16 protein-coding genes are annotated in these 19112 nt (G+C 69.3%); 4 read left to right on the top strand and 12 right to left on the bottom strand.

What is annotated here, in order from left to right; all coding sequences use genetic code 11:
- Positions 1 to 30: 30 nt before the first annotated feature.
- Positions 31 to 633, top strand: a complete 603-nt coding sequence (locus A4R43_RS39775; protein WP_113696796.1) for a class I SAM-dependent methyltransferase — start codon at positions 31 to 33, stop codon at positions 631 to 633.
- Here the strand turns inward: A4R43_RS39775 and A4R43_RS39770 are convergent.
- From A4R43_RS39770 to A4R43_RS39730, 9 genes are all read right to left on the bottom strand, one after another.
- Positions 593 to 1771 carry a DUF222 domain-containing protein gene (locus tag A4R43_RS39770; RefSeq protein WP_113696795.1) on the bottom strand — a complete coding sequence of 393 codons (1179 nt, stop codon included), beginning with the start codon at positions 1769 to 1771 and terminating at the stop codon, positions 593 to 595. The genes A4R43_RS39775 and A4R43_RS39770 overlap by 41 nt on opposite strands.
- Before the next feature lie 197 nt (positions 1772 to 1968).
- Positions 1969 to 2469 (bottom strand): hypothetical protein, encoded by a 501-nt coding sequence (locus A4R43_RS39765; protein ID WP_162788765.1) that lies wholly within the window; start codon positions 2467 to 2469, stop codon positions 1969 to 1971.
- 98 nt (positions 2470 to 2567) lie between these two features.
- Positions 2568 to 6422, bottom strand: coding sequence for a ThuA domain-containing protein (locus A4R43_RS39760; RefSeq protein ID WP_418190786.1), 3855 nt, complete (start codon positions 6420 to 6422; stop codon positions 2568 to 2570).
- Between the two features lie 98 nt (positions 6423 to 6520).
- A complete protein-coding gene (locus tag A4R43_RS39755; protein ID WP_113696793.1) occupies positions 6521 to 7372 on the bottom strand; it encodes a sugar phosphate isomerase/epimerase family protein in 852 nt (283 codons plus the stop codon).
- A 5-nt stretch (positions 7373 to 7377) separates the two neighbouring features.
- The gene (locus A4R43_RS39750; RefSeq protein ID WP_113696792.1) at positions 7378 to 8571 is read right to left on the bottom strand and encodes an ABC transporter substrate-binding protein; all 1194 of its coding nucleotides are present in this window, start codon (positions 8569 to 8571) and stop codon (positions 7378 to 7380) included.
- Complete coding sequence (locus tag A4R43_RS39745) at positions 8543 to 9550, bottom strand: ABC transporter permease (protein WP_113696791.1); 1008 nt, start codon at positions 9548 to 9550, stop codon at positions 8543 to 8545. The genes A4R43_RS39750 and A4R43_RS39745 overlap by 29 nt, the downstream gene beginning before the upstream one ends.
- Positions 9547 to 10563 (bottom strand): ABC transporter permease, encoded by a 1017-nt coding sequence (locus A4R43_RS39740; RefSeq protein WP_113696790.1) that lies wholly within the window; start codon positions 10561 to 10563, stop codon positions 9547 to 9549. Before A4R43_RS39740 ends, A4R43_RS39745 begins: the two co-directional genes overlap by 4 nt.
- On the bottom strand, positions 10560 to 12041 hold the full coding sequence (locus tag A4R43_RS39735; protein ID WP_113696789.1) for a sugar ABC transporter ATP-binding protein: 1482 nt from the start codon (positions 12039 to 12041) through the stop codon (positions 10560 to 10562). The genes A4R43_RS39740 and A4R43_RS39735 overlap by 4 nt, the downstream gene beginning before the upstream one ends.
- Positions 12038 to 13099 carry a Gfo/Idh/MocA family protein gene (locus A4R43_RS39730; protein WP_236808546.1) on the bottom strand — a complete coding sequence of 354 codons (1062 nt, stop codon included), beginning with the start codon at positions 13097 to 13099 and terminating at the stop codon, positions 12038 to 12040. Before A4R43_RS39730 ends, A4R43_RS39735 begins: the two co-directional genes overlap by 4 nt.
- A 361-nt stretch (positions 13100 to 13460) precedes the next feature.
- Here A4R43_RS39730 and A4R43_RS39725 point away from each other — a divergent pair, with 361 nt between their 5' ends.
- Positions 13461 to 14345: an SGNH/GDSL hydrolase family protein gene (locus A4R43_RS39725; RefSeq protein WP_113696787.1), complete on the top strand. Its 885-nt coding sequence runs from the start codon at positions 13461 to 13463 to the stop codon at positions 14343 to 14345.
- On the top strand, positions 14342 to 15214 hold the full coding sequence (locus A4R43_RS39720; RefSeq protein ID WP_236808545.1) for an SGNH/GDSL hydrolase family protein: 873 nt from the start codon (positions 14342 to 14344) through the stop codon (positions 15212 to 15214). The genes A4R43_RS39725 and A4R43_RS39720 overlap by 4 nt, the downstream gene beginning before the upstream one ends.
- A gap of 22 nt (positions 15215 to 15236) precedes the next feature.
- Here the strand turns inward: A4R43_RS39720 and A4R43_RS39715 are convergent, their stop codons facing one another.
- Both A4R43_RS39715 and A4R43_RS43075 read right to left on the bottom strand, forming a co-directional pair.
- Entirely contained in the window at positions 15237 to 15617 is a 381-nt protein-coding gene (locus A4R43_RS39715) for a VOC family protein (RefSeq protein ID WP_113696786.1), read from the bottom strand.
- Positions 15611 to 15808, bottom strand: coding sequence for a hypothetical protein (locus A4R43_RS43075; RefSeq protein ID WP_162788764.1), 198 nt, complete (start codon positions 15806 to 15808; stop codon positions 15611 to 15613). Before A4R43_RS43075 ends, A4R43_RS39715 begins: the two co-directional genes overlap by 7 nt.
- Before the next feature lie 48 nt (positions 15809 to 15856).
- Between A4R43_RS43075 and A4R43_RS39710 the strand changes: the two genes are divergently transcribed.
- On the top strand, positions 15857 to 16198 hold the full coding sequence (locus tag A4R43_RS39710) for a hypothetical protein (protein ID WP_113696785.1): 342 nt from the start codon (positions 15857 to 15859) through the stop codon (positions 16196 to 16198).
- Positions 16199 to 16460: 262 nt separating this feature from the next.
- Here A4R43_RS39710 and A4R43_RS39705 read toward each other — a convergent pair whose 3' ends face one another.
- The gene (locus tag A4R43_RS39705; RefSeq protein WP_113696784.1) at positions 16461 to 19085 is read right to left on the bottom strand and encodes a valine--tRNA ligase; all 2625 of its coding nucleotides are present in this window, start codon (positions 19083 to 19085) and stop codon (positions 16461 to 16463) included.
- Positions 19086 to 19112 lie beyond the last annotated feature (27 nt).

Below are 19112 nucleotides of genomic sequence, written 5' to 3'. Positions count from 1 at the left end.
TACGACCGGCGTTTCTGGCAGGTTGGGGGCGTGCCGTTCAACCACAACGACCACTACCACCCGTACCTGCTCCGCCAGCTCCCGCCGAACGCGCGCCGCGCACTCGACGTCGGCTGCGGCACCGGCCGCTTCGCCCGGCGCCTGGCCGCCCGCGGCCTGAAGGTCGACGGCATCGACCCGTCCCCCGACGTGATCAACACCGCCACCGCCCTGGGCGGCGACGGCATCACCTACCACCACGCCGACGTGACCACCATGGAGCTGCCCACCGCCGAGTACGACTTCATCTCCTGCCTGGCTTCGCTGCACCACGTGCCGTTCACCACGGTCACGAAGCTGCGGGACGCCCTGGCACCGGGCGGTGTGCTGGCCGTGCTCGGCTGCGCCCACCCCAGCGGCCCCCGCGACTGGCTCCCGTGGCTGGCGGCCGTCCCGGCGAACCTGCTCGCCCGGGCTGTCGTGTATGCCGGCGAACACCTCAACGGCGGCCCCGACCCGCTACCGAAGGCCCCCGTCCGCGACTGGGCCACCACCATGGCCGAGGTCCGCCGCGAGTCGGCCCGCCTGCTGCCGGGAAGCACCGTGCGCACCCTCACGTTCTGGCGATACGCCCTGCTCTATCGACACCCCTGACCCCGAGGGGCTCGGGCCGGCTGGTGTACCGCTGATTGGCCGGGGTGGTGATGGTCAAGGTGCCATCGGATGCGACCTCGTGGCGCCACCCGGGCAGGTCGCGCAACTTGTGGTCAGCCCGGCACAACCCGACCAGCGTCTTCGCCCCAGTCGGACACCCGTCCTTCCAGCCACGGCCCCGACTGTCGCAATGATCAAGGTCGCCGAACTGCGCCGGACGGGTACACCCCGGACGACGGCACTCACGGTCGCGAACCCGCACCAGTTCATCGAGTCCGGCCTTGGGCCGGTAGCGACGGCGGCCAAGCTCCACAACCTGCCCATCCGCCGGGTCAGTGATGATTCGCTGGAAGACGGTGCCAGGGTGGGCAGCGATGTCACGGGCAAGCGACGGAGGGATCGACCCGTGCCCCGCCAACTCAGCGGGCTCATTACGAAGCCCGGCGTAGGTGAGCGCATCCAGATACAAATACACATGGGCTTTGACTTCGCCGCCGAATTGCTTGCCCAGCAACATATCCATTGCCACATCGGCACGGAGTTGGTCGAGGGTGCGGGTCTCGTCCGCAGTCTTCAGCAAACGAGCTTGGCGATCGACGCACACATACGCCGCCACCGCCTTCTCGACAGGAGCGTTTTCGAGGGAGAGGCCAGCGACGCCAGCAACACCGTGGTGCAGGTGGAGGCCACGATCCTCACGCGGCCTACGGGCACGCTCCTCAAAACCTTCCGGATCAGCGCGAGCCGCCGCCGATGTCGCCGACCGGCGAGCCGCCGTCGGATTCTTCCCCTCAAGGCGACCAGCCATCACCTCATCCACCACCGCCGCCTTGTCGTCGGCCAGCCAGGCCGCCGCGTCATTCACCGCCACCGCCGAAGCCATCGGCACAGCACCAGCCTCCACCAACCCCAGCACAGCCGGGAACCGATCAACCAACCCCTCCGCGTGGGCGATCAGCGCGTGAGCCTTGTACTTGGTCATGCACAACGCCATGGACAATTCCTCCGCCACTCCACGCCGAACCGACGCCGCGCGAGCAAAGGAAACCACCTGCCGGACCAGCCTAGCCTCAAGCCGGGCAATCTCCGCAGCCGTGGATTTCAAATCAAGGAGGATCTCCCCCTCAGAAGATTCCATACCACATAATATCACACATACGTTCGAAACGAAACGGTGAATACAAAAGCCGACCACGAAGCCCACCCACACCTCCCCCAACCCCGGTCCACAGCCAAAAACACGGCGAAGGCCAGCTTGTCAAGGTACTCTTTCCCGCCTTGACAAGCTGGCCTTCGCCGTAGTCACACTAAAAAGCCGGGGTGGCCAACCCCTTATCAAGGATGCCCGTGCTCCGCCATCTCCCCCGGCAACCCCTGCGTCGGCAGGAACACATGCACGTGCCCCAGCCCCGCCTTGATCCCGGCCAGATCCAACTGGTTCGCCGCCACCGACCAGGCCACCACCGCGTCCTTCCGCAGCGACTCCCCAAGAGGCGCCGATACCGGATAAGCCGCCAACGCCCGATCCAGCAACGAAACCGCACCAGCAAACCCGGACCGCGCCAAATTCACCTCAGTCCCACCGGAAGGACGTTCCGCAAACCGAGCCACCGCGCGATCCACCGCCGACTTCCAGGAAGTCAACTGTTCCGCAGACGGCACCCCAGCAAAAGACACCATCTCCGTCACCTCCGTCCGCGCCTGCTCCGCCAGCGAAACCAGATCCCGGGTCAGCGCCGTATCCCGTGCCGCGTACTCCTGCTCCAGCTGCTCCACCCGCGACGGCGAGTCGAACCAGCCCGGCACCACCAGGGCACCCAGCACACCCAGGATCAACCCGAGCAGGACCCCGCCGGAACCCCACACCCCCGGAGAGGTGTGGGGCCGGCGCGGGGAGCGATCCGGCAATCGCCCCCGCGTCTTGGGGGATCCCATCAGCCGCGAAGCCCGTCGATCACGGCCTGCGCGTCGCGCGTCAGCACCGAGCGAACCACCGGATCACTCACCTTCCGCTCCACGGTGTGCTTGAACAGCGACAGCACCGCCGCCGCGCCCTGCGGGGAGTTCTTGTCCTGCAAGAACTTCGCCGTGGTTAGGGTCAGCTTCAGCTGCGCCGAGGTGAACTGGTCGATCTTCCCGGCCTCGGTGAACTGGTCCACCAGCGCCCGCAGATCGGCCACCGACGTGGTCACGGTGAAGCCGAACTTCTGCTCCACCGCGTTGCCCGCCTTGTCCTTCGCGGTCACCACCAGCTCGTGCGCGCCAAGGCTGAGCTCGTACAAGGCCACCGGCGCCCCATTCACCACCGGCTTGCCGTCGAGCAGCGCCACCGCACTGTCCAAACCGGACACCGCGTCCCCGGCCTCCCAGGCGAACCCGAGCACTTCCGAGTCACCGTAGGTGCCACCGGCCTCCACGCCGCTGACGGTCAGCGCGGGCGCACCCGCGTCGATCTTCAGCACCGAGCTGCCTTCGGCCTCGACGTTGCCCTTCTTGTCCGTGGACCGGTAGGCGATGACCTGCTCACCCTCACCCGGCACGGTGAACGGCGCCGTGTACGGGGTCCACGCACCGTCACCGATGCGGTACTCCGTGCTCGCCACCCCGGACCCGTTGCCGTCGTCCGCGGTCAGCGTGACCGTCGGCGCGGTGCGGTACCAGCCGTTGGCCCCGTCGGCCGCGGTGAACGCCGCCGTGGTCTTCGGCGCCTGCGCGTCGACCACCGCGACCCCGTCCCCGATGAACTTCATCGAGTCCAGGTCGAACGGCCCCACGCCGCCGCGGAACACCATGAACAGCTCCGTGGTGCCCTCGAACTCGGCCAGGTCCACCGGCGGCAGCTGGACGTAGTTGTCCCAGCCACCGGTGCTCGGCACCGGCACGTCGGCCAGCAGCGTGCCGTCGACCGCACCGGCCCGCAGCTCCACCGAGCCACCAGCGCCGTCCGGCGCCGAAGCCCGCAGCGAGACCTGGTCGATCCCGGTGAAGTTGACCGGCTTGAACGAGATCCAGTCGCCACCGTTGATGTCACCGATGCGGCGGCCCGACTCGGCACCCGCCTGCGACACGATCCGGATGCCCGACGAACCGGTGAAGAACTCCGCCTGCTTGTGCTTCGGCTGCAGGATCGCGGTGTCCCGCCCGTTCAGCGCGGGAACGCCGTCGGCGCCCTTGTCGGTGTAGCTCGCGTCGACCGAGTAGAGGATGTTCGCGTCCGCGTGCCCGTCGTCCACCAGGGTCTGGAACTGACCCTCGCAGGCGTTGATCGGGTCGAGCGGGTGCGCGTGCGAGTCGTGCCCGAGCGCGGGCTGCACCACGACCTTCGAGCAGTCGATCTCGCCGTCCTCCGGATCGGTCACGTTCACGTCGAACGCCACCGTGTCCCCGAAGTCGAACATGCCGCCTTCCACCGGCCACGCCACGTCCACCGTCGGGGCCGTGTTGCCCACCGTCACCGTTATGTTGGCCACGCCGGTCTTCCCGGTCGCGTCGGTGACGGTCAGCTGGGCGTTGTACGCGCCCTTCGCCGCGTAGGTGTGCGTCGGGTTCGGCTCGGTCGAGGTGGCACCGTCACCGAAGTTCCACGAGAAGGTGATGTCGGTGCCTTCCGGGTCCGCCGAACCGGCGCTGGAGAACGAAACCTCCAGCGGCGTCGGGCCGGACGTCGGGTTCGCCGTCGCCTTGGCCAGCGGCGACCGGTTGCCCTGCGTGTGCTCGATCCGGTACAGCCCCGAGTCCGGGTTGTCGCGGCCGTAACCACCACCCCACTCGAGCAGGTACATCGCACCGTCCGGGCCGAAGCGCATGTCCATCGGCGCCAGCGTGGTCTGGCTGGTGAACCACGGGTCGATCTGCAGGATCTTGCCCTCGCTGTCGGACGAGAACGTGTAGATCTTGTTCCGCGCCCACTCGTAGAAGAACGCCTTCCCGTCGTAGTACTGCGGGAACTTCTTCTCCGACGCCAGGTTCGGGTCGAAGCGGTAGACCGGGCCCGCCATCGGCGCCGAACCGCCCTCACCCAGCTCCGGGAAGTTGGGCGAGTGGCCGTAGCCGTACCAGACCTCGGCCACCTTCGACGGCGGCAGCTGGGTCAGGCCGGTGTTGTTCGGCGAGTCGTTGACCAGGTTGGCGCAGTCGAACTTCGCTCCCGACGTGCTCGTCGCGAAGTCGAAGTCGTTGTACGGGATGTCGTTGCCCGTGCAGTACGGCCAGCCGTAGAAGCCGGGCTCCTTGATCACGTTCCACTCGACCTGCCCGTCCGGCCCGCGGTTCGGGTCGGCGGTGCGGGCGTCGGGACCGTAGTCGGCGGCGTAGATGGTGCCGTCGGTGTCCACGCTGAACCGGAACGAGTTCCGGAAGCCCATCGCGTAGATCTCCGGCAGCGTCTTCTCCGTGCCAGGGGCGAACATGTTGCCCTCCGGCACCGTGTAACCGCCCTCGGCCTTCGGCGTGACCCGCAGGATCTTGCCGCGCAGGTCGTTGGTGTTCGCCGAGGTCTTCTGCGCGTCGAACAGGTCGCGGCCGGGGCGCTCGTCGATCGGCGAGTAACCGCTCGACTGGAACGGGTTGGTGTCGTCACCGACGCCGATGTAGAGGTTCCCGTTCGGCCCGAAGGTCAGGTACCCGCCGGTGTGGCCGGGCTCCTCGCGCCGCGACGCGGGGATGTCGATCAGCTTGCTCTCCGACCCCGGCACGATCACGTCGCCTTCGACGGTGAACCGCGAAACCCGGTTGATCTCCTCGGTGCCCGGAGGCGAGTAGTAGAGGTAGATCCAGCCGTTCTCGGCGAAGTTCGGGTCCAGCGTCAGCCCGACCAGGCCGTCCTCACCACCGGAGTAGACCGGCAGGTCGAGCGCCACGGTGTTGGCGCCGGTGGCCGGGTCGTGCAGCTTCACCTGGCCGAGGATCTCGGTGTAGAACACCCGGCCGTCCGGCGCGATGTCCATCGCGGTCGGCGCCTTGGTGTTGGTGTCCAGCGGCACCTTCTCGAACGCGGTGTCCACCGTGGCCGCGCAGTCGGCGGGCACCACCTTCGCCGCGGTCTTCACGCCGCCGAGCAGGTGCTGGACGAACTCCGGTTCGCTGTAGGCCCCGGTCGGGTGCCCCATCGCGGTCGCCCACACCCGCGAGGTGCCCACGTCGCGGCACCAGGAGATCGGGTGGTCGGCGCCCATCGCGTCCGGCCCGGGGTTGTAGGTCCGCTCGTCCGCGGAGACCAGCACGTGCGCCTTGCCGCGGATGCTCTGGTCGAAGTTGTACCACTCTTCGGCGCGGTTCCAGCGTTCCGGCAGCCCGGCGGTGGACGGGTGCTGCTTGTCCACCACCTTCGCCGTGCCCTGGAGCACGCCCGGCGAGTGCGACGGCATGTGCGTGCCCGCGTTGACCAGGTCGTCCCACCACGGGAACTCGTTTTCGATCCCCATGTCCGTGGCGTTGTGGACCGCGGCGATGCCGCCGCCGTTCTCCACGTACTTCTGGATGGCCGCGCGCTCGGCGTCGTTCTGCCACACCATGCCCGAGGTCTGGAACATGATCACCACGTCGTAGGTGGCGAGTGCGGCGTCGTTGAAGACGGTCGAGTCCTCGGTGTGGTCGAGCTCGAAGTGGTTGTCCGCGGCGAGTTGCTCGAACATCGCCACGCCGGCCGGGATGGAGTCGTGCCGGTAGCCCGCGGTCTTGGTGAACAGCAGGGCCCGGAACTCGGGGTCCTGCTCGTGCCCGGGGTGTGCCTGCACGGCGGCGGGCACCAGTGCCACGCCGAGCAGCCCGGCGAGCAGGGACGCGCCCAACTTCGGCAGTATTCTTCGTCGAATACCCATGGATTCCTCACGGTTCGGGGTGTCGGGAGAGGAAAACGTGCATCGGCGTGCCGGCGCCGCTGGATGGACTAGCCCCCTTTCTGGATCTTCCGCAGGAACGCCAGGCCATCGGTGGCCAGTGCGTCCTGGCTGGCCGCGAGCGGCCGCCAGATCGACGCCGCGGTGGCGATGCTGGCGTTGTGCGCGGTGAAGGACTCGATGCAGAGCGGGCCGGTGTACCCGGCGTCGGCGAGCGCGGCCAGGATGGCCGGCCAGTCGAGGTGGTCGGTGCCCGGGGTGCCGCGGTCGTTCGCGCAGACCTGCACGTGGGCGATCCGGCCGGTGGCCGCGCGAATGGCCGCCGGGATGTCGGTCTCCTCGATGTTCTGGTGGTAGACGTCGATCGCCACGCCGCAGCCGTCCAGCCCGGAAAGCGCTTCCAGAGTTTGCGCGACCGTGTTCAGCAGGCTGGTCTCGTATCTGTTGAGCGGCTCGACGGCCACCCCGACCCCCACCGACCTGGCGTGCTCGGCCACCGGGGAAAGGTTGTCGCGCAACTGCTCCAAGCAGTCGGCTCGCTCCACTTCGGACATCTGCCAGGTGCGCCCGACCGAGCTGTAGGCAGGTCCGGCGATGACCGGCGAACCCACCTCCGCGGCGACGTCGGCCACCGCGCGCAGGTAGTCCTGAGTGGACTTGACCGTGCGGTCGTCGGCGCGCACCAGCTCCCGCCCCGGTGGCATGACCAGCGCCACCGAGGCGGACAGGCCGAGGCCGGCCAGCAGCCGGGCCGCCGCACCGGGCTGCCAGTCGCCGAGGTTCTCGACGGGCAGCTCGATGCAGTCGAACCCGGCCGCGGCCACCTTGGGCGCCAGTTCGGCCAGGGCGTGGTCGTCCAGCGGGGACGTCCAGACCCAGGTGTTGACTCCGATGGCGTGCATGCGGGCTACTTCCACTTGTCCGGGAAGCCGGGCATCTCCTTGCAACCGCAGAGGCCGTAGTGCAGCGGCGGCATGCCGGGGGTGAGGTACTGGTCCAAAGTGGAGGTTTCGATCACCGGCTGCGGCAGGATCCACTCCTTCGGCACCTGCTCGCCCTTGAGGATCTTCAGCGCGGCGATCACCGGGGTGCGCCACTGGTAGGTCGGGTAGGTGGGGGCGAAGGCCTTGAGGTTCTCCGACTTCCACTTCTCCAGGAACTGCTGCTGGTCCTCACCGGAGATCGCGGGTGCCTCGGCACCGGCGTCCTCGAAGGCCTCCAGCACCGGGACCGCGGCGGTGCCGTCGTCCATCCAGATGCCGTCGATCTTGCCCTCGCGCTGGAGGTAGTCCGAGACGATGCTCTTGGCCTTGGCGCTGTCGTTGCCGGTGAACTCGGCGCCGACCACCTGCACGCCGTTGGCGGCGAAGATCTTCTCCGCGGCCGCCCAGCGGTGCTCGAGCACGTCCACGCCGGGCAGCACGCGCAGGCCGAGCACCTTGCCACCGGCCGGGATCGACTTGGCCAGGAACTCCGCGGCGCTGGCACCGAAGGCGTAGCCGCCGATCGGGTGGATCGCGGTGACCGGGCACTCGGTGTTCACGCCGCGGTCGAAGGTGATCACCGGGATGCCGGTGGCGCAGGCCTGCTCCACCGCCGGGGTCAGCGTGGCGGTGGTGTTCGGCGAGACGATCAGCGCGTGGCAGCCCTGCGAGCCCAGCGACTGGATGTCGCTGATCTGCTTGTCGTCCTTGGCTTCGGCGTCCAGCGTGGTGAACTTCGCGATCTCCGGGTGCAGCTCGGCTTCGGCCTGCATGGTCTTCCAGCCGACCTGGCGCCACGGGTTGTCCACCGAGGCGTTGGAGAAGCAGATGTTGTAAGGACCGTCCTTCTTGTACTTCGAGGTGTCCGTCATCACCGGCTCGAGTGCCTGCTCCCACGGCTTGTCCGCGGGTCCCTGCGGAGTGGCGGACCGCAGGGCCAGCTGGCGGTCGTACTCGGCCTGGTCGAAGAACTCCGAGTTGGCCGGGGCTCCCGCCGCCGGGGTTGGCGCGGCCTGGCCGCCGGTGTCGGCGGGCAGGTCGCTCGAACACGCGGACAGGGCGAGCACGCCCGCGGCCGCGAGGGCGAAGCTACTGCTGCGCAGCAGTTTCTTTCTCATGGGTTTTCTCCTGGTTCACCACTTTGTGCCGGAAAAGGTTGCTGCCCACCGAGGCGTAGGCCACGGCGGCGATGATGATCACGCCCTGCACCGCGGACTCCAGGCCACCGGAGACACCGAGCAGGTTGAGCAGGGAGAACAGGGACTCCAGGGTGAGCGCGCCGGCCATCGCCGCGACCACCGAACCGCGGCCGCCGCCGAGCACCACGCCGCCGAGCACCACCGCGGTGATCACGCGGAACTCCAGTCCGTCGCCGACCTGCGCCGACACCCCGGCGAACCCGCCGAGCAGCACGGCGGCCACCGCCGCGGACAGTCCGGAAAGGACAAACGCCAGCGTGCGCAGCCGCTCCACCCGGCCACCGCCGAGCCGCACGGCCGTCTCGTTGTCGCCGACCGCGACCAGCGTCCGGCCGGTGCCGCCGCGCATGAAGAACACGGCCGCCACCACGATCACCGCGAGCAGCACCACCGACCAGGGCACCTGCCCCAGCAGCGGCACCTCGAACCCGGCGCGGCCGACCGTGCGGAAGGCGTCGGACAGCGCACCGCGCGGCGCGCCGCCGGTCCACAGGAACACCGCGCCGTCGAGCACCAGCAGCATGCCGAGGGTGACGATGAACGACGGCACCAGCAGGCGCGTGGTGATCAGCCCGTTGACCAGGCCGACCAGCGCGCCGAAGCCGAGCATGAACAGCAGCACCCACGCGGTGGCGGATTCGTCACCGTCGATCAGCCGCGCGGCGATCACCACCTCGGCGGTGACCAGCGAACCGACCGAGAGGTCGAACCCGCCGCTGACGATGACGAAGTACTGCCCGATGGCGAGGATCATCAGCGGTGCCGCGCGCTTGAGCAGGGCGAGGTAGCCGGCGGGCTCGCTGTAGGCGGGACCCGCGAAAGCCAGTGCCACCAACAGGATCGCCAGCACCACGAGGACCGGCAGCGTGCCCTCGGTGAGCTTGAGCCGTCGTGTCACTTGCCCCTCCTGGAAAGCTGGCGGCGGGCGTAGAGCGCCACGGCCACGATGAGCACCACGCCGCGGACCACGTCCTTGAAGAACGGCGTGACCCCGAGGTCGTCGAAGATCGTGTCCAGGGTGGCCAGGATGAACACGCCGCCGATGGTGCCGGCGACGCCGCCGCGGCCACCGGCGAGCAGCGTGCCGCCGAGCACCACGGCCGCGATGGACTCCAGGTCGTACCCGGCGTCGGTGCCGACGTACGGCGCGCCGGAGCCGAGCCTGCTGGCCAGGAAGATCCCGGCGAGCCCGGCGGCGATGGAGCACAGCACGTGGGCCTTGACGATGGTGCGCTGCGTGCGCACCCCGGACAGCCGCGCCACGTCCTCGTCGCCGCCGACCGCGTAGATGTGGTACCCGCCGCGGGTGCGGCCGAGGTACCACCACGCCAGCCCGGCCAGCGCGAGCATCAGCAGGGTGGAGATCGGGATCGGCCCGATCCGGTCGTACCCGAGGTGCTGGAAGGCCCGCGGCACCTCACCGGCCGGTCCTTCGTACCCGTTCTCCAGGTAGCCGCGGATGATCAGCGCGGTGCCCAGCGTGGCGATGAACGCGTTCACCTTGAGCCGGGTGATCACCAGGCCGTTGACCAGGCCGACCACCGCGGCCACGGCCACGGTCAGCACCACCGCGAAGACGATGTTGCCGGGGTCGCCCGCCATCGTCTCGGCGGCGATCAGGGAGCACAGCCCGATCAGGTAGGCCACCGACAGGTCGAGCTTGCCGGTCAGGATGACCAGCGTCTGCCCGATGGCGACCAGGCCGAGCGTGGTGCTGCGGGTCAGGATGTTCAGGATCCCGCCCTGGTCGAGCAGCGTGCCGCCGTCCACCGCGACCAGCACGCTGCCCACGATCAGCAGCACCACCAGCGCCAGGTAGACCGACACCACGGGCGTCAGCTTCTGCGTCCACTTCGGACGGTCGTGCGCCGGGCGCTGGGGCGCGGCCGGGCGGTCGGCGATGGCGGTCATGCCGTACCCGCCAGTTCGTGTCCGGTGGCCAGTGACATCACGGCTTCCTCGGTAGGCCCGGCGGGCAGTTCCCCGGCCAGGCGGCCTTCGTGCATGACCAGCACGCGATCGCTCATCCCGATCAGCTCGGGCAGTTCGGAGGAGATCATCAGGATGGCGACCCCGCGCCCGGCCAGTTCGCGGAGCAGGTCGTAGACCGCCCGCTTGGCACCCACGTCGATGCCGCGGGTGGGTTCGTCGACCACGAGCACCTTCGGCTCGACGGCCAGCCACTTCGCCAGCACCACCTTCTGCTGGTTGCCGCCGGAGAGGAAGCGCACTTCCTGGTCTTCGTTGCGGGCGACGACGGTGACCGACTTCAGCAGCGCGGGCAGGTCGAGCCTGCCCAGCTTCCGGCCGAAGGCGGAGCGGCGGACGAGCAGCGCGTTGTCCTTGACCGACTGCCGCAGCGCGAGCCCTTCGCCCTTGCGGTCCTCGGTGACGTGCGCGATGCCGCGCCGCACCGAATCGCGGGGCGAGCGCAGGCGGGCCGGGCCGCCGTCGATTTCGACGGTGCCGGTGGTGAACGGGTCGATCCCGCAAACCGCCCTGGCCACCGCGGAGCGGCCCGCGCCCTGCAGCCCGGCCAGCCCGACGATCTCGCCGGCACGCACTTCGAAGTCGATGCCGGAGAGCCGCTCGTTGCCGCCACCGCGCACGGCGAGGCGGACGTCACCGAGGTCGGCCTTGTTGGCGCGGTCGGGGAACAAGGCGTCGAGCGGGCGGCCGACCATGTGCCGCACCAGCTGGTCGCTGGTCAGGTCCGCGGTGTTCGCCGTGATGACCAGCGCGCCGTCCTTGAGCACGGTGATCCGCTGGCTCAGGTCGAACACCTCGCGCATGCGGTGCGAGACGTAGAGCACCGCGATCCCGCGTTCGCGCAGGCGCCCGATCAGGCTGTACAGCAGTTCGACCTCGTGCCCGGCGAGCGCGGCGGTCGGCTCGTCCATCGCGATCACCCGCGCGTCGGTGGAGAGCACCTTGACGATCTCGACCACCTGCTGCAGCGCCACCGGCAGGCGGCGCACCGCGGTGCGCGGCGAGATGTTCTTGACGCCGATGCCCTCGAGCAGTTCGGCGGTGTCGGCCTCCATCTTGCGGCGGTCCACCTGGCCGCGGCGGGTCGGTTCACGGCCCAGGAACACGTTCTCCGCCACCGTGCGGTCACCGAGCAGGTTGAACTCCTGGTGCACGATCGACACCCCGGCGGCCTGCGCGTCACGCGGCGAGCCGAAGTGCACCTCGGTGCCGTCGACCTCGACCTTGCCCTCGTCCGGGCGGTGCACCCCGGCCAGCACCTTCATCAGCGTGGACTTCCCGGCGCCGTTCTCGCCGACGAGCGCGTGCACCTCGCCCTCATGCAGTTCCAGGTCCACGCCCTTGAGCACGGGCACGCCGAAGAAGCGCTTGGTGATGCCGGTCAGTTTCACGTCGGTCATTCGGGTACCTCCGTCCACTGCCCGCCCGCGGCGGCGGAGGTCAGCACGGCTTCGGTGAGCCGGGCCGCGCGGAGGCCGTCGGCGAAGGTGGGCAGGCCGTCGGCGACGGGTTCCCCGCGCACCGCGGCGTAGGTGTCGGCGACGAACGCGTCGAAGCAGTCCTGGTAGCCCTGCGCGTGCCCGGCGGGCAGGCGCGAGTAGCGCAACGCTTGGGGGGACAGCGTTTCCGGGTCGCGGACCAGCAGCGTGCTGCCGTCGCGGCGGCCGAGCCACAGCTGCTCGGGCAGTTCCTGGTCGAAGCCGAGGCTGGTGTCGGTGCCGGAGACCTCCAGGTGCAGCCGGTTCTTCCGGCCCGCCGCGACCTGGCAGATGACCCCGGTGCCGAGCACCCCGCTCGCCGTGCGCAGGTGCAGGGTCACCAGGTCCTCAGTGGACACCGGGAGGTCACCGCGGCGGTCGCGCACGGTGGCGCTCTGCGCGGACAGCGCCAGGATGCGCTCGCCGAGCACGAACTCCAGGAAGTCGCACCAGTGCGAGCCGATGTCGGCGAAGGCGCGCGACAGCCCGCCGACCGCGGAATCCACGCGCCAGTTGTCGTCTTCGGGGCGGGAGAGCCAGTCCTGCAGGTATCCACCGTGCACAACGGACACCGCGCCCGGCTCCCCCGCCGCGACCCGCGCCCGCATTTCCCGCGCCATCGGGTGAAAGCGGTACACGAACGGGACGGTGGCCACGCGGCCACCGTCGTGTGCGGCGGCCGCCAGCCGCGCCGCGTCCTCGGCGGAGGTGGCCAGCGGCTTCTCGCAGATCACGTGGGCGCCGGCGGCGATGGCCGCTTCGGCGGCGGCCGCGTGCACCGCGTTGGGGGTGCACACGTGCACCACGTCCGGCGCCGCGTCGGTGAGCATCGCCCGGAGATCGGAATAGCCCTGAGCAGCACCGACCGCCTCGGCGGCGGCAGCCGCGCGCGCCGCGCTGGACCCCACCGCGCCGACGATCTCGGCACCCGCGCGCCGCGCCGCTTCGGCGTGCACGCGGCCCATGAAGCCGCTGCCCACGACGGCCACCCGGGGCCGGGGAACAGCGGAGGGGGTTATCGACGAGGCCTCTGCGGAGAGGTCGGTCACAGCCATGTTTCGGGACACTACGGAGAACTTACGTTCATGGCAAGCAGAAGTATGTCCCGAATGATCTCAATTTGGGTACCCATGGCCAGATGTCCTCCAGTTGGCAGACTTGACAACGATTCAGGCAACCGAGAGCAACCGAGTCACTACGCCGAAGTGGTGACCCTTGGTGATCGAGTTCTCCCCGAAGTTCACCGGGTGCCTGCACTCCTTTGGAGGCTCCCCGCCGCCGGAGGCCGGACTAAGCAGGGAACGAGGTTCGGTTTTTCCACGGCGCGAAGGGAACCCGCTGATGAGATGGCGACGAAGTACCGGGCTGGTGGCCGCGGCCATGATGGCCGCCGGGGCGCTGACCACCGCCCCGGCGGCGGGCGCCACCACCGCGTTCCAGAACTACGTGGCCCTCGGTGACTCCTACACCGCCGGGCCGCTGATCCCGTGGCAGCGCGGCGATCCGGCGGGCTGCCGCCGCTCGAGCACCAACTACCCGGCGCTGCTGGCCGTCAAGCTCGGCGTCCGGTCCTATGTGGACGGCAGTTGCAGCGGCGCGGACACCACGCACCTGACCGCCCCGCAGCGGCTGGCCATCGGCTACCACCCACCGCAGTTCAACGCGCTGCGGCCGGAGACCGACCTGGTCACCATCGGCATCGGCGGCAACGACTTCAACCTGTTCAGCCGGATCATCGACACCTGCCCCGGCCTGCGGAAACTGGACCCGAACGGCGCGCCGTGCCGCGAGCACTTCACCGTCGGCGGGGTCGACACGCTGAAGGCCGCCATCGGGCGCACCGAGGGCAATCTGCGGCTCGCCTTCGAGACCACGAAGGCGTACGCGCCGCGGGCGAAGGTGCTGGCCATCGGCTATCCGCGGATCGCACCGGAAGCCGGTTACTGCCCGTCCGTGCTGCCGTTCGCCGACGGCGACTACGCCTGGCTGAACAGTGTCGAGCAGGCGCTCAACGAAGCCGTCGCCAGGGCGGCCGCCGCCACCGGGGCGTCCTATGTGGACACCTGGGGCCCGTCGCTCGGGCACGACGCCTGCGCCGAGGACGCGGCCTGGATCAACGGCAAGCGGCTGCGCCCGTACGCCGCGCCCTACCACCCGTTCGCCGCCGGGATGCACGGCATCTCCGGTGTTGTCTACGACCACCTTCGCCGAGGGGACTCCAGTTGAGGAAAGCACTCCACGCCGGGATCGCGGTCGCGCTGGCCGCCGTTGTGCTGCCGGTGGCACCAGCAGCCATGGCCTTGCCCGCCTACCAGAGCTACGTGGCCATCGGCGACTCGTACACCGCCGGGCCGATGATCCCGGAGCAGCGCACCGATCCGGCGGACTGCCACCGGTCGGCGTCCAACTACCCATCGCTGCTGGCGGATTTGCTGGTGGTGCGCACGGTGACGGACGTCAGCTGCAGCGGCGCGGACACCACGAACCTGACCCAGCCGCAGGAACTGCCCGAAGGCAGCCACCCACCGCAGCTGGACGCGCTGCACCCGGAGACCGACCTGGTCACCGTCGGGCTCGGCGGCAACGACTACAACCTGTTCCGGCGCATCATCGAGACCTGCCCGGTGCTGCGGTCGCAGGACCCGGCCGGGGCGCCGTGCCGCGAGTACTTCACCGTCGAGGGCGTCGACACGCTGCGCGACATCATCACGCAGACCGAAGGGAGCCTGACCGAAGGCCTGCGCCGCGTGCACGAACGCGCGCCGAAGGCCAAGGTGCTGGCGATCGGCTACCCGCGCGTGGTGCCGCCGTCCGGGTTCTGCGGTTCGCTGCTGCCGTTCGCCGACGGTGACTACGCCTGGCTGGCCGGGCTGGAGGAAGCGCTCAACGGCGCCATTTCCAACGCCGCGGCGGCCACCGAATCGTCCTATGTGGACGTCTACGGCCCGTCACTGGGCCACGACGCCTGTGCGCAGGGCGGTGCCGCCTGGATCAACGGCGACCAGCACCGCGAGGACGCCGCCCGTTACCACCCGATGCGGACGGGCATGGAAGGTGTGGCGGGGGTGATCTTCACGCAGCTGCTGAAGGGCTAGCTCACGCCTCGGCCGGGCGCCTTCAGTTCGAAGGCGCCCGGCTGAGGTCCACCACGCAGAACGGGTTGCCGTCCGGATCGGCCAGCACCACGAAGTCCGGGTTCGGCGGGTAGTCGTCCCAGTCGATCTTCTCGGCGCCCAGCTCGACCAGCCTGGCCACCTCCGCCTCCTGCTCGGCCGTGGTGTCGACGACCAGGTCGAGGTGCACCCGCGGCCGCCGCTCCGCCGGCGACTCGCTGAGCATCAACCCGAGCGCGCGACCGGAACCGTCGGCGTGCTCCAGCGTCCGCCAGTGGTCACTGGCCCATTCGGGGCTGTCCACCAGATCCAGCGCCGACGTCCAGAACCGGACCGCGCGCTCCAGGTCGGCCACTCCCACCGTGGGAAATCCCAGCCTCAGCATTCCGCCTCCCTCGTGCTCGTCTTCGGATGGTAGCCACCGGAAAGAGGTTTGGCCGGGTTCATCCTGAGCATCGACGCGGCAGCTTTCCGAAGTTGAGTTACCCCGGCCATGGTGAGGATCAACGTCGCGCGGAGTTCGTCTCGGCGCCCGCCCAGGGTGCCTTTCTCGACCGGGCGCACGAAAAGATCCACGCGCGGCTCGGTTGACCTCCAGCATGGTCGAGGTGTGAGCCTGGCGGCATGGCACCGATCCTGATGCACAACACCATGCGAATCACCGGCGACGCGGACGCCTATCGCAAGGCGGTCGCCGACGCGGTGGCGTTCGTCGAGCGGGAGGGCCCGCAACTGATGGTGGAGGTCTTCATCGACGAAGCCGCCGGGCTGGCGCACAGCTTCCAGCTGTACGAGGACTCCGCGGCCATTCTCAAGCACTGGGAGCTGAGCGACCCGTACATCCAGGCGGTCATGGAACACTGCGAAGTGGAAGAACTGGTGATTTACGGGGGGCCGTCCGATGAGGTACGGGCGGGGGTGGAAGGCGCGAAGATCGTGCCTCAGTTTGCCGGGTTTCTGCGGTAGGGATGGCGGTGGCCACCCCGGTATTTCATTGTGACGACGGCGAAGACCCGCTTGTCAAGGCTGGGGAGAGTACCTTGACAAGCGGGTCTTCGCCGTGTTTTTGGCTGTGGACCGGGGCGGGGAAGGGGGAGTCTGGGTGGTCGTCGGCTCCCGTTCCCGACTTGCGGTTTGGATGGAGGGCGCCCGGTGTCACGAATGTGGCTTTCGAGACGTTTGGCGTCTCGAAAGTGGCTTTCGTGACATCGGGGCGGACACGAAGCGGTCAGGCCGTCGGTAGTGCGGCCAGCCGGGCGTTGATGCGTTCGATGTCGCTGACGGCGGTGTCCCGGCGCGCCCGGATCTTTTCGATCACCGCGTCCGGGGCCTTGTCGAGGAAAGCCTGGTTCCCCAGCTTGCCCTCGGTCTGCTTCAGCTCCTTCTCCGCCAGCCCCAGGTCCTTCTCCAGGCGCTTGCGCTCCGCCACCACGTCGATCGCGCCCGACAGGTCCAGGGCCACCTCGACCACGCCGGAGGACAGCGCGACCTCCAGCGCCACGCTCGCGGTGAACTCGTCACCGGCCTCGGTCAGGCGCACCAGCGAGCGGACCGCCGCGTCGTGTGCGGACAGGGCCGCGAAGCCGTCGCCGGAGATCCGCGCGGCCACCTTCTGGCCCGGCTTCAAACCCTGCTCGGACCGGAACCGGCGCACCTCGGTGACCAGCTTCTGCACATCCGCGACACGCTGGTCCGCCACCGCGTCGGCGTAGGCGGCGGTCTCCGGGGCGGGCCACGCGGCGATCACCAGCGACTCACCGCCGGTCAGCGCCTTCCACAGCCGCTCGGTGATGAACGGCATGATCGGGTGCAGCAACCGCAGCACCGCGTCGAGCACGTGCCCGAGCACCAACCGGGTGTTCTCCGCGGCGTCACCGGCGAACTGCACCTTCGCCAGCTCCACGTACCAGTCGCACAGCTCGTTCCAGACGAACTGGTACAGCACACCGGACAGCTTCGCGAACTGGAAACCGTCGAACAGTTCGTCCACTTCGGACACGACGGCGCCGAGCCTGCCCAGGATCCAGCGGTCCGCCTCGGTCAGCTCCGCCGCGGGCGGCAGTGGCGCCGAGACGTTCGCGCCGTTCATCAGGGCGAACCTGGTGGCGTTCCACAGCTTCGTGCCGAAGCTGCGCGAACCGGCCGCCCACTCCTCGGCGATCGCCATGTCGTTGCCGGGGTTGGCGCCACGCGCCAGGGTGAACCGGGTGGCGTCCGCGCCGAACTTGTCCAGCCAGTCCAGCGGGTCGATCACGTTGCCGCGGGCCTTCGACATCTTCTTGCCCTGCTCGTCACGGATCAGCCCGTGCAGGAACACGTGGTCGAACGGCTGCTTGCCGTCCATCACGTACAGCCCGAACATCATCATCCGGGCCACCCAGAAGAACAGGATGTCGTAGCCGGTGACCAGCACGCTGGTCGGATAGAACTTGCGCAGGTCCAGCGTGTCGTCCGGCCAGCCCAGCGTCGACATCGGCCACAGGCCCGAAGAGAACCAGGTGTCCAGCACGTCGGTGTCCTGGGTCCAGCCCTCACCCGACGGCGGTTCCTCGTCCGGGCCGACGCAGACCACCTTGTCGTTGGGGCCGTACCAGACCGGGATCCGGTGCCCCCACCACAACTGGCGCGAAATCGTCCAGTCGTGCATGTTGTCGACCCAGTCGAAGTAGCGCTTGGCCAGTTCCGGCGGGTGGATCTTGGTGCGGCCGTCGCGCACCGCCTCGGCGGCGGCCTTGGCCAGCGGCTCGACCTTGACCCACCACTGCAGCGACAGGCGCGGCTCGACCACGGTGCCGCACCGCGAGCAGTGCCCGACCGAGTGCAGGTACGGGCGCTTCTCGGCGACGATCCGGCCCTGCTCGCGCAGCGCCGCGACCACCGCGGGCCGCGCCTCGAACCGGTCGAGGCCCTCGAACGGACCGGCCGCGGTGATCACCGCGCGCTCGTCCATGATCGTCAGCATCGGCAGGTCGTGGCGGCGGCCGATCTCGAAGTCGTTCGGGTCGTGGGCCGGGGTCACCTTGACCGCGCCGGTGCCGAACTCCGGGTCGACGTGCTCGTCGGCCACGATCGGGATCATCCGCCCGGTCAGCGGCAGTTCGACCTCGGTGCCGATCAGGTGCCGGTAGCGCTCGTCGTCGGGGTGCACCGCGACCGCGGTGTCGCCGAGCATGGTCTCCGCGCGGGTGGTGGCCACCACGATGGCGTTGTCGCCGTCGCCGTAGCGGATCGAGACGAGCTCGCCCTCGTCCTCGGAGTGCTCCACCTCGATGTCGGACAGCGCGGTGTGGCAGCGCGGGCACCAGTTGATGATGCGCTCGGCGCGGTAGATCAGCCCGTCCTCGAACAGGCGCTTGAACACCGTCTGCACCGCGCGGGAGAGCTGCGCGTCCATGGTGAACCGCTCGCGGCTCCAGTCCACGCCGTCGCCGAGGCGGCGCATCTGGCCGAGGATCTTGCCGCCGTACTCGTCCTTCCACTGCCAGACGCGCTCGACGAACTTCTCGCGGCCGAGGTCGTGCCGGGACACGCCCTCCTTGCCCAGCTCACGCTCGACCACGTTCTGCGTGGCGATGCCGGCGTGGTCCATGCCGGGCAGCCACAGCGCCTCGAAGCCCTGCATCCGACGGCGGCGGCTGAGCGCGTCCATCAGGGTGTGGTCGAGCGCGTGGCCCATGTGCAGGCTGCCGGTGACGTTCGGCGGCGGCAGCACGATGGTGAACGGCGGCTTCTCCGAGCTGGCGTCGGCCTTGAAGTAGCCGGCGTCTACCCAGCGCTGGTACATCGCGGCCTCTTCGTCGGCCGGGTTCCACGCGTTGGGCAGGTCGGGCTGGTTCAAGGCGTTCTCGGTCACCTGTCAAGTCTACGAACCGGCCGAGGT

The sequence above is a fragment of the Amycolatopsis albispora genome (genome assembly GCF_003312875.1).
Taxonomy (GTDB): Bacteria; Actinomycetota; Actinomycetes; order Mycobacteriales; family Pseudonocardiaceae; genus Amycolatopsis; species Amycolatopsis albispora.
The sequence above is the reverse complement of the archived record's forward strand: the minus strand, read 5'-3'. Positions and strand labels throughout refer to the sequence as shown.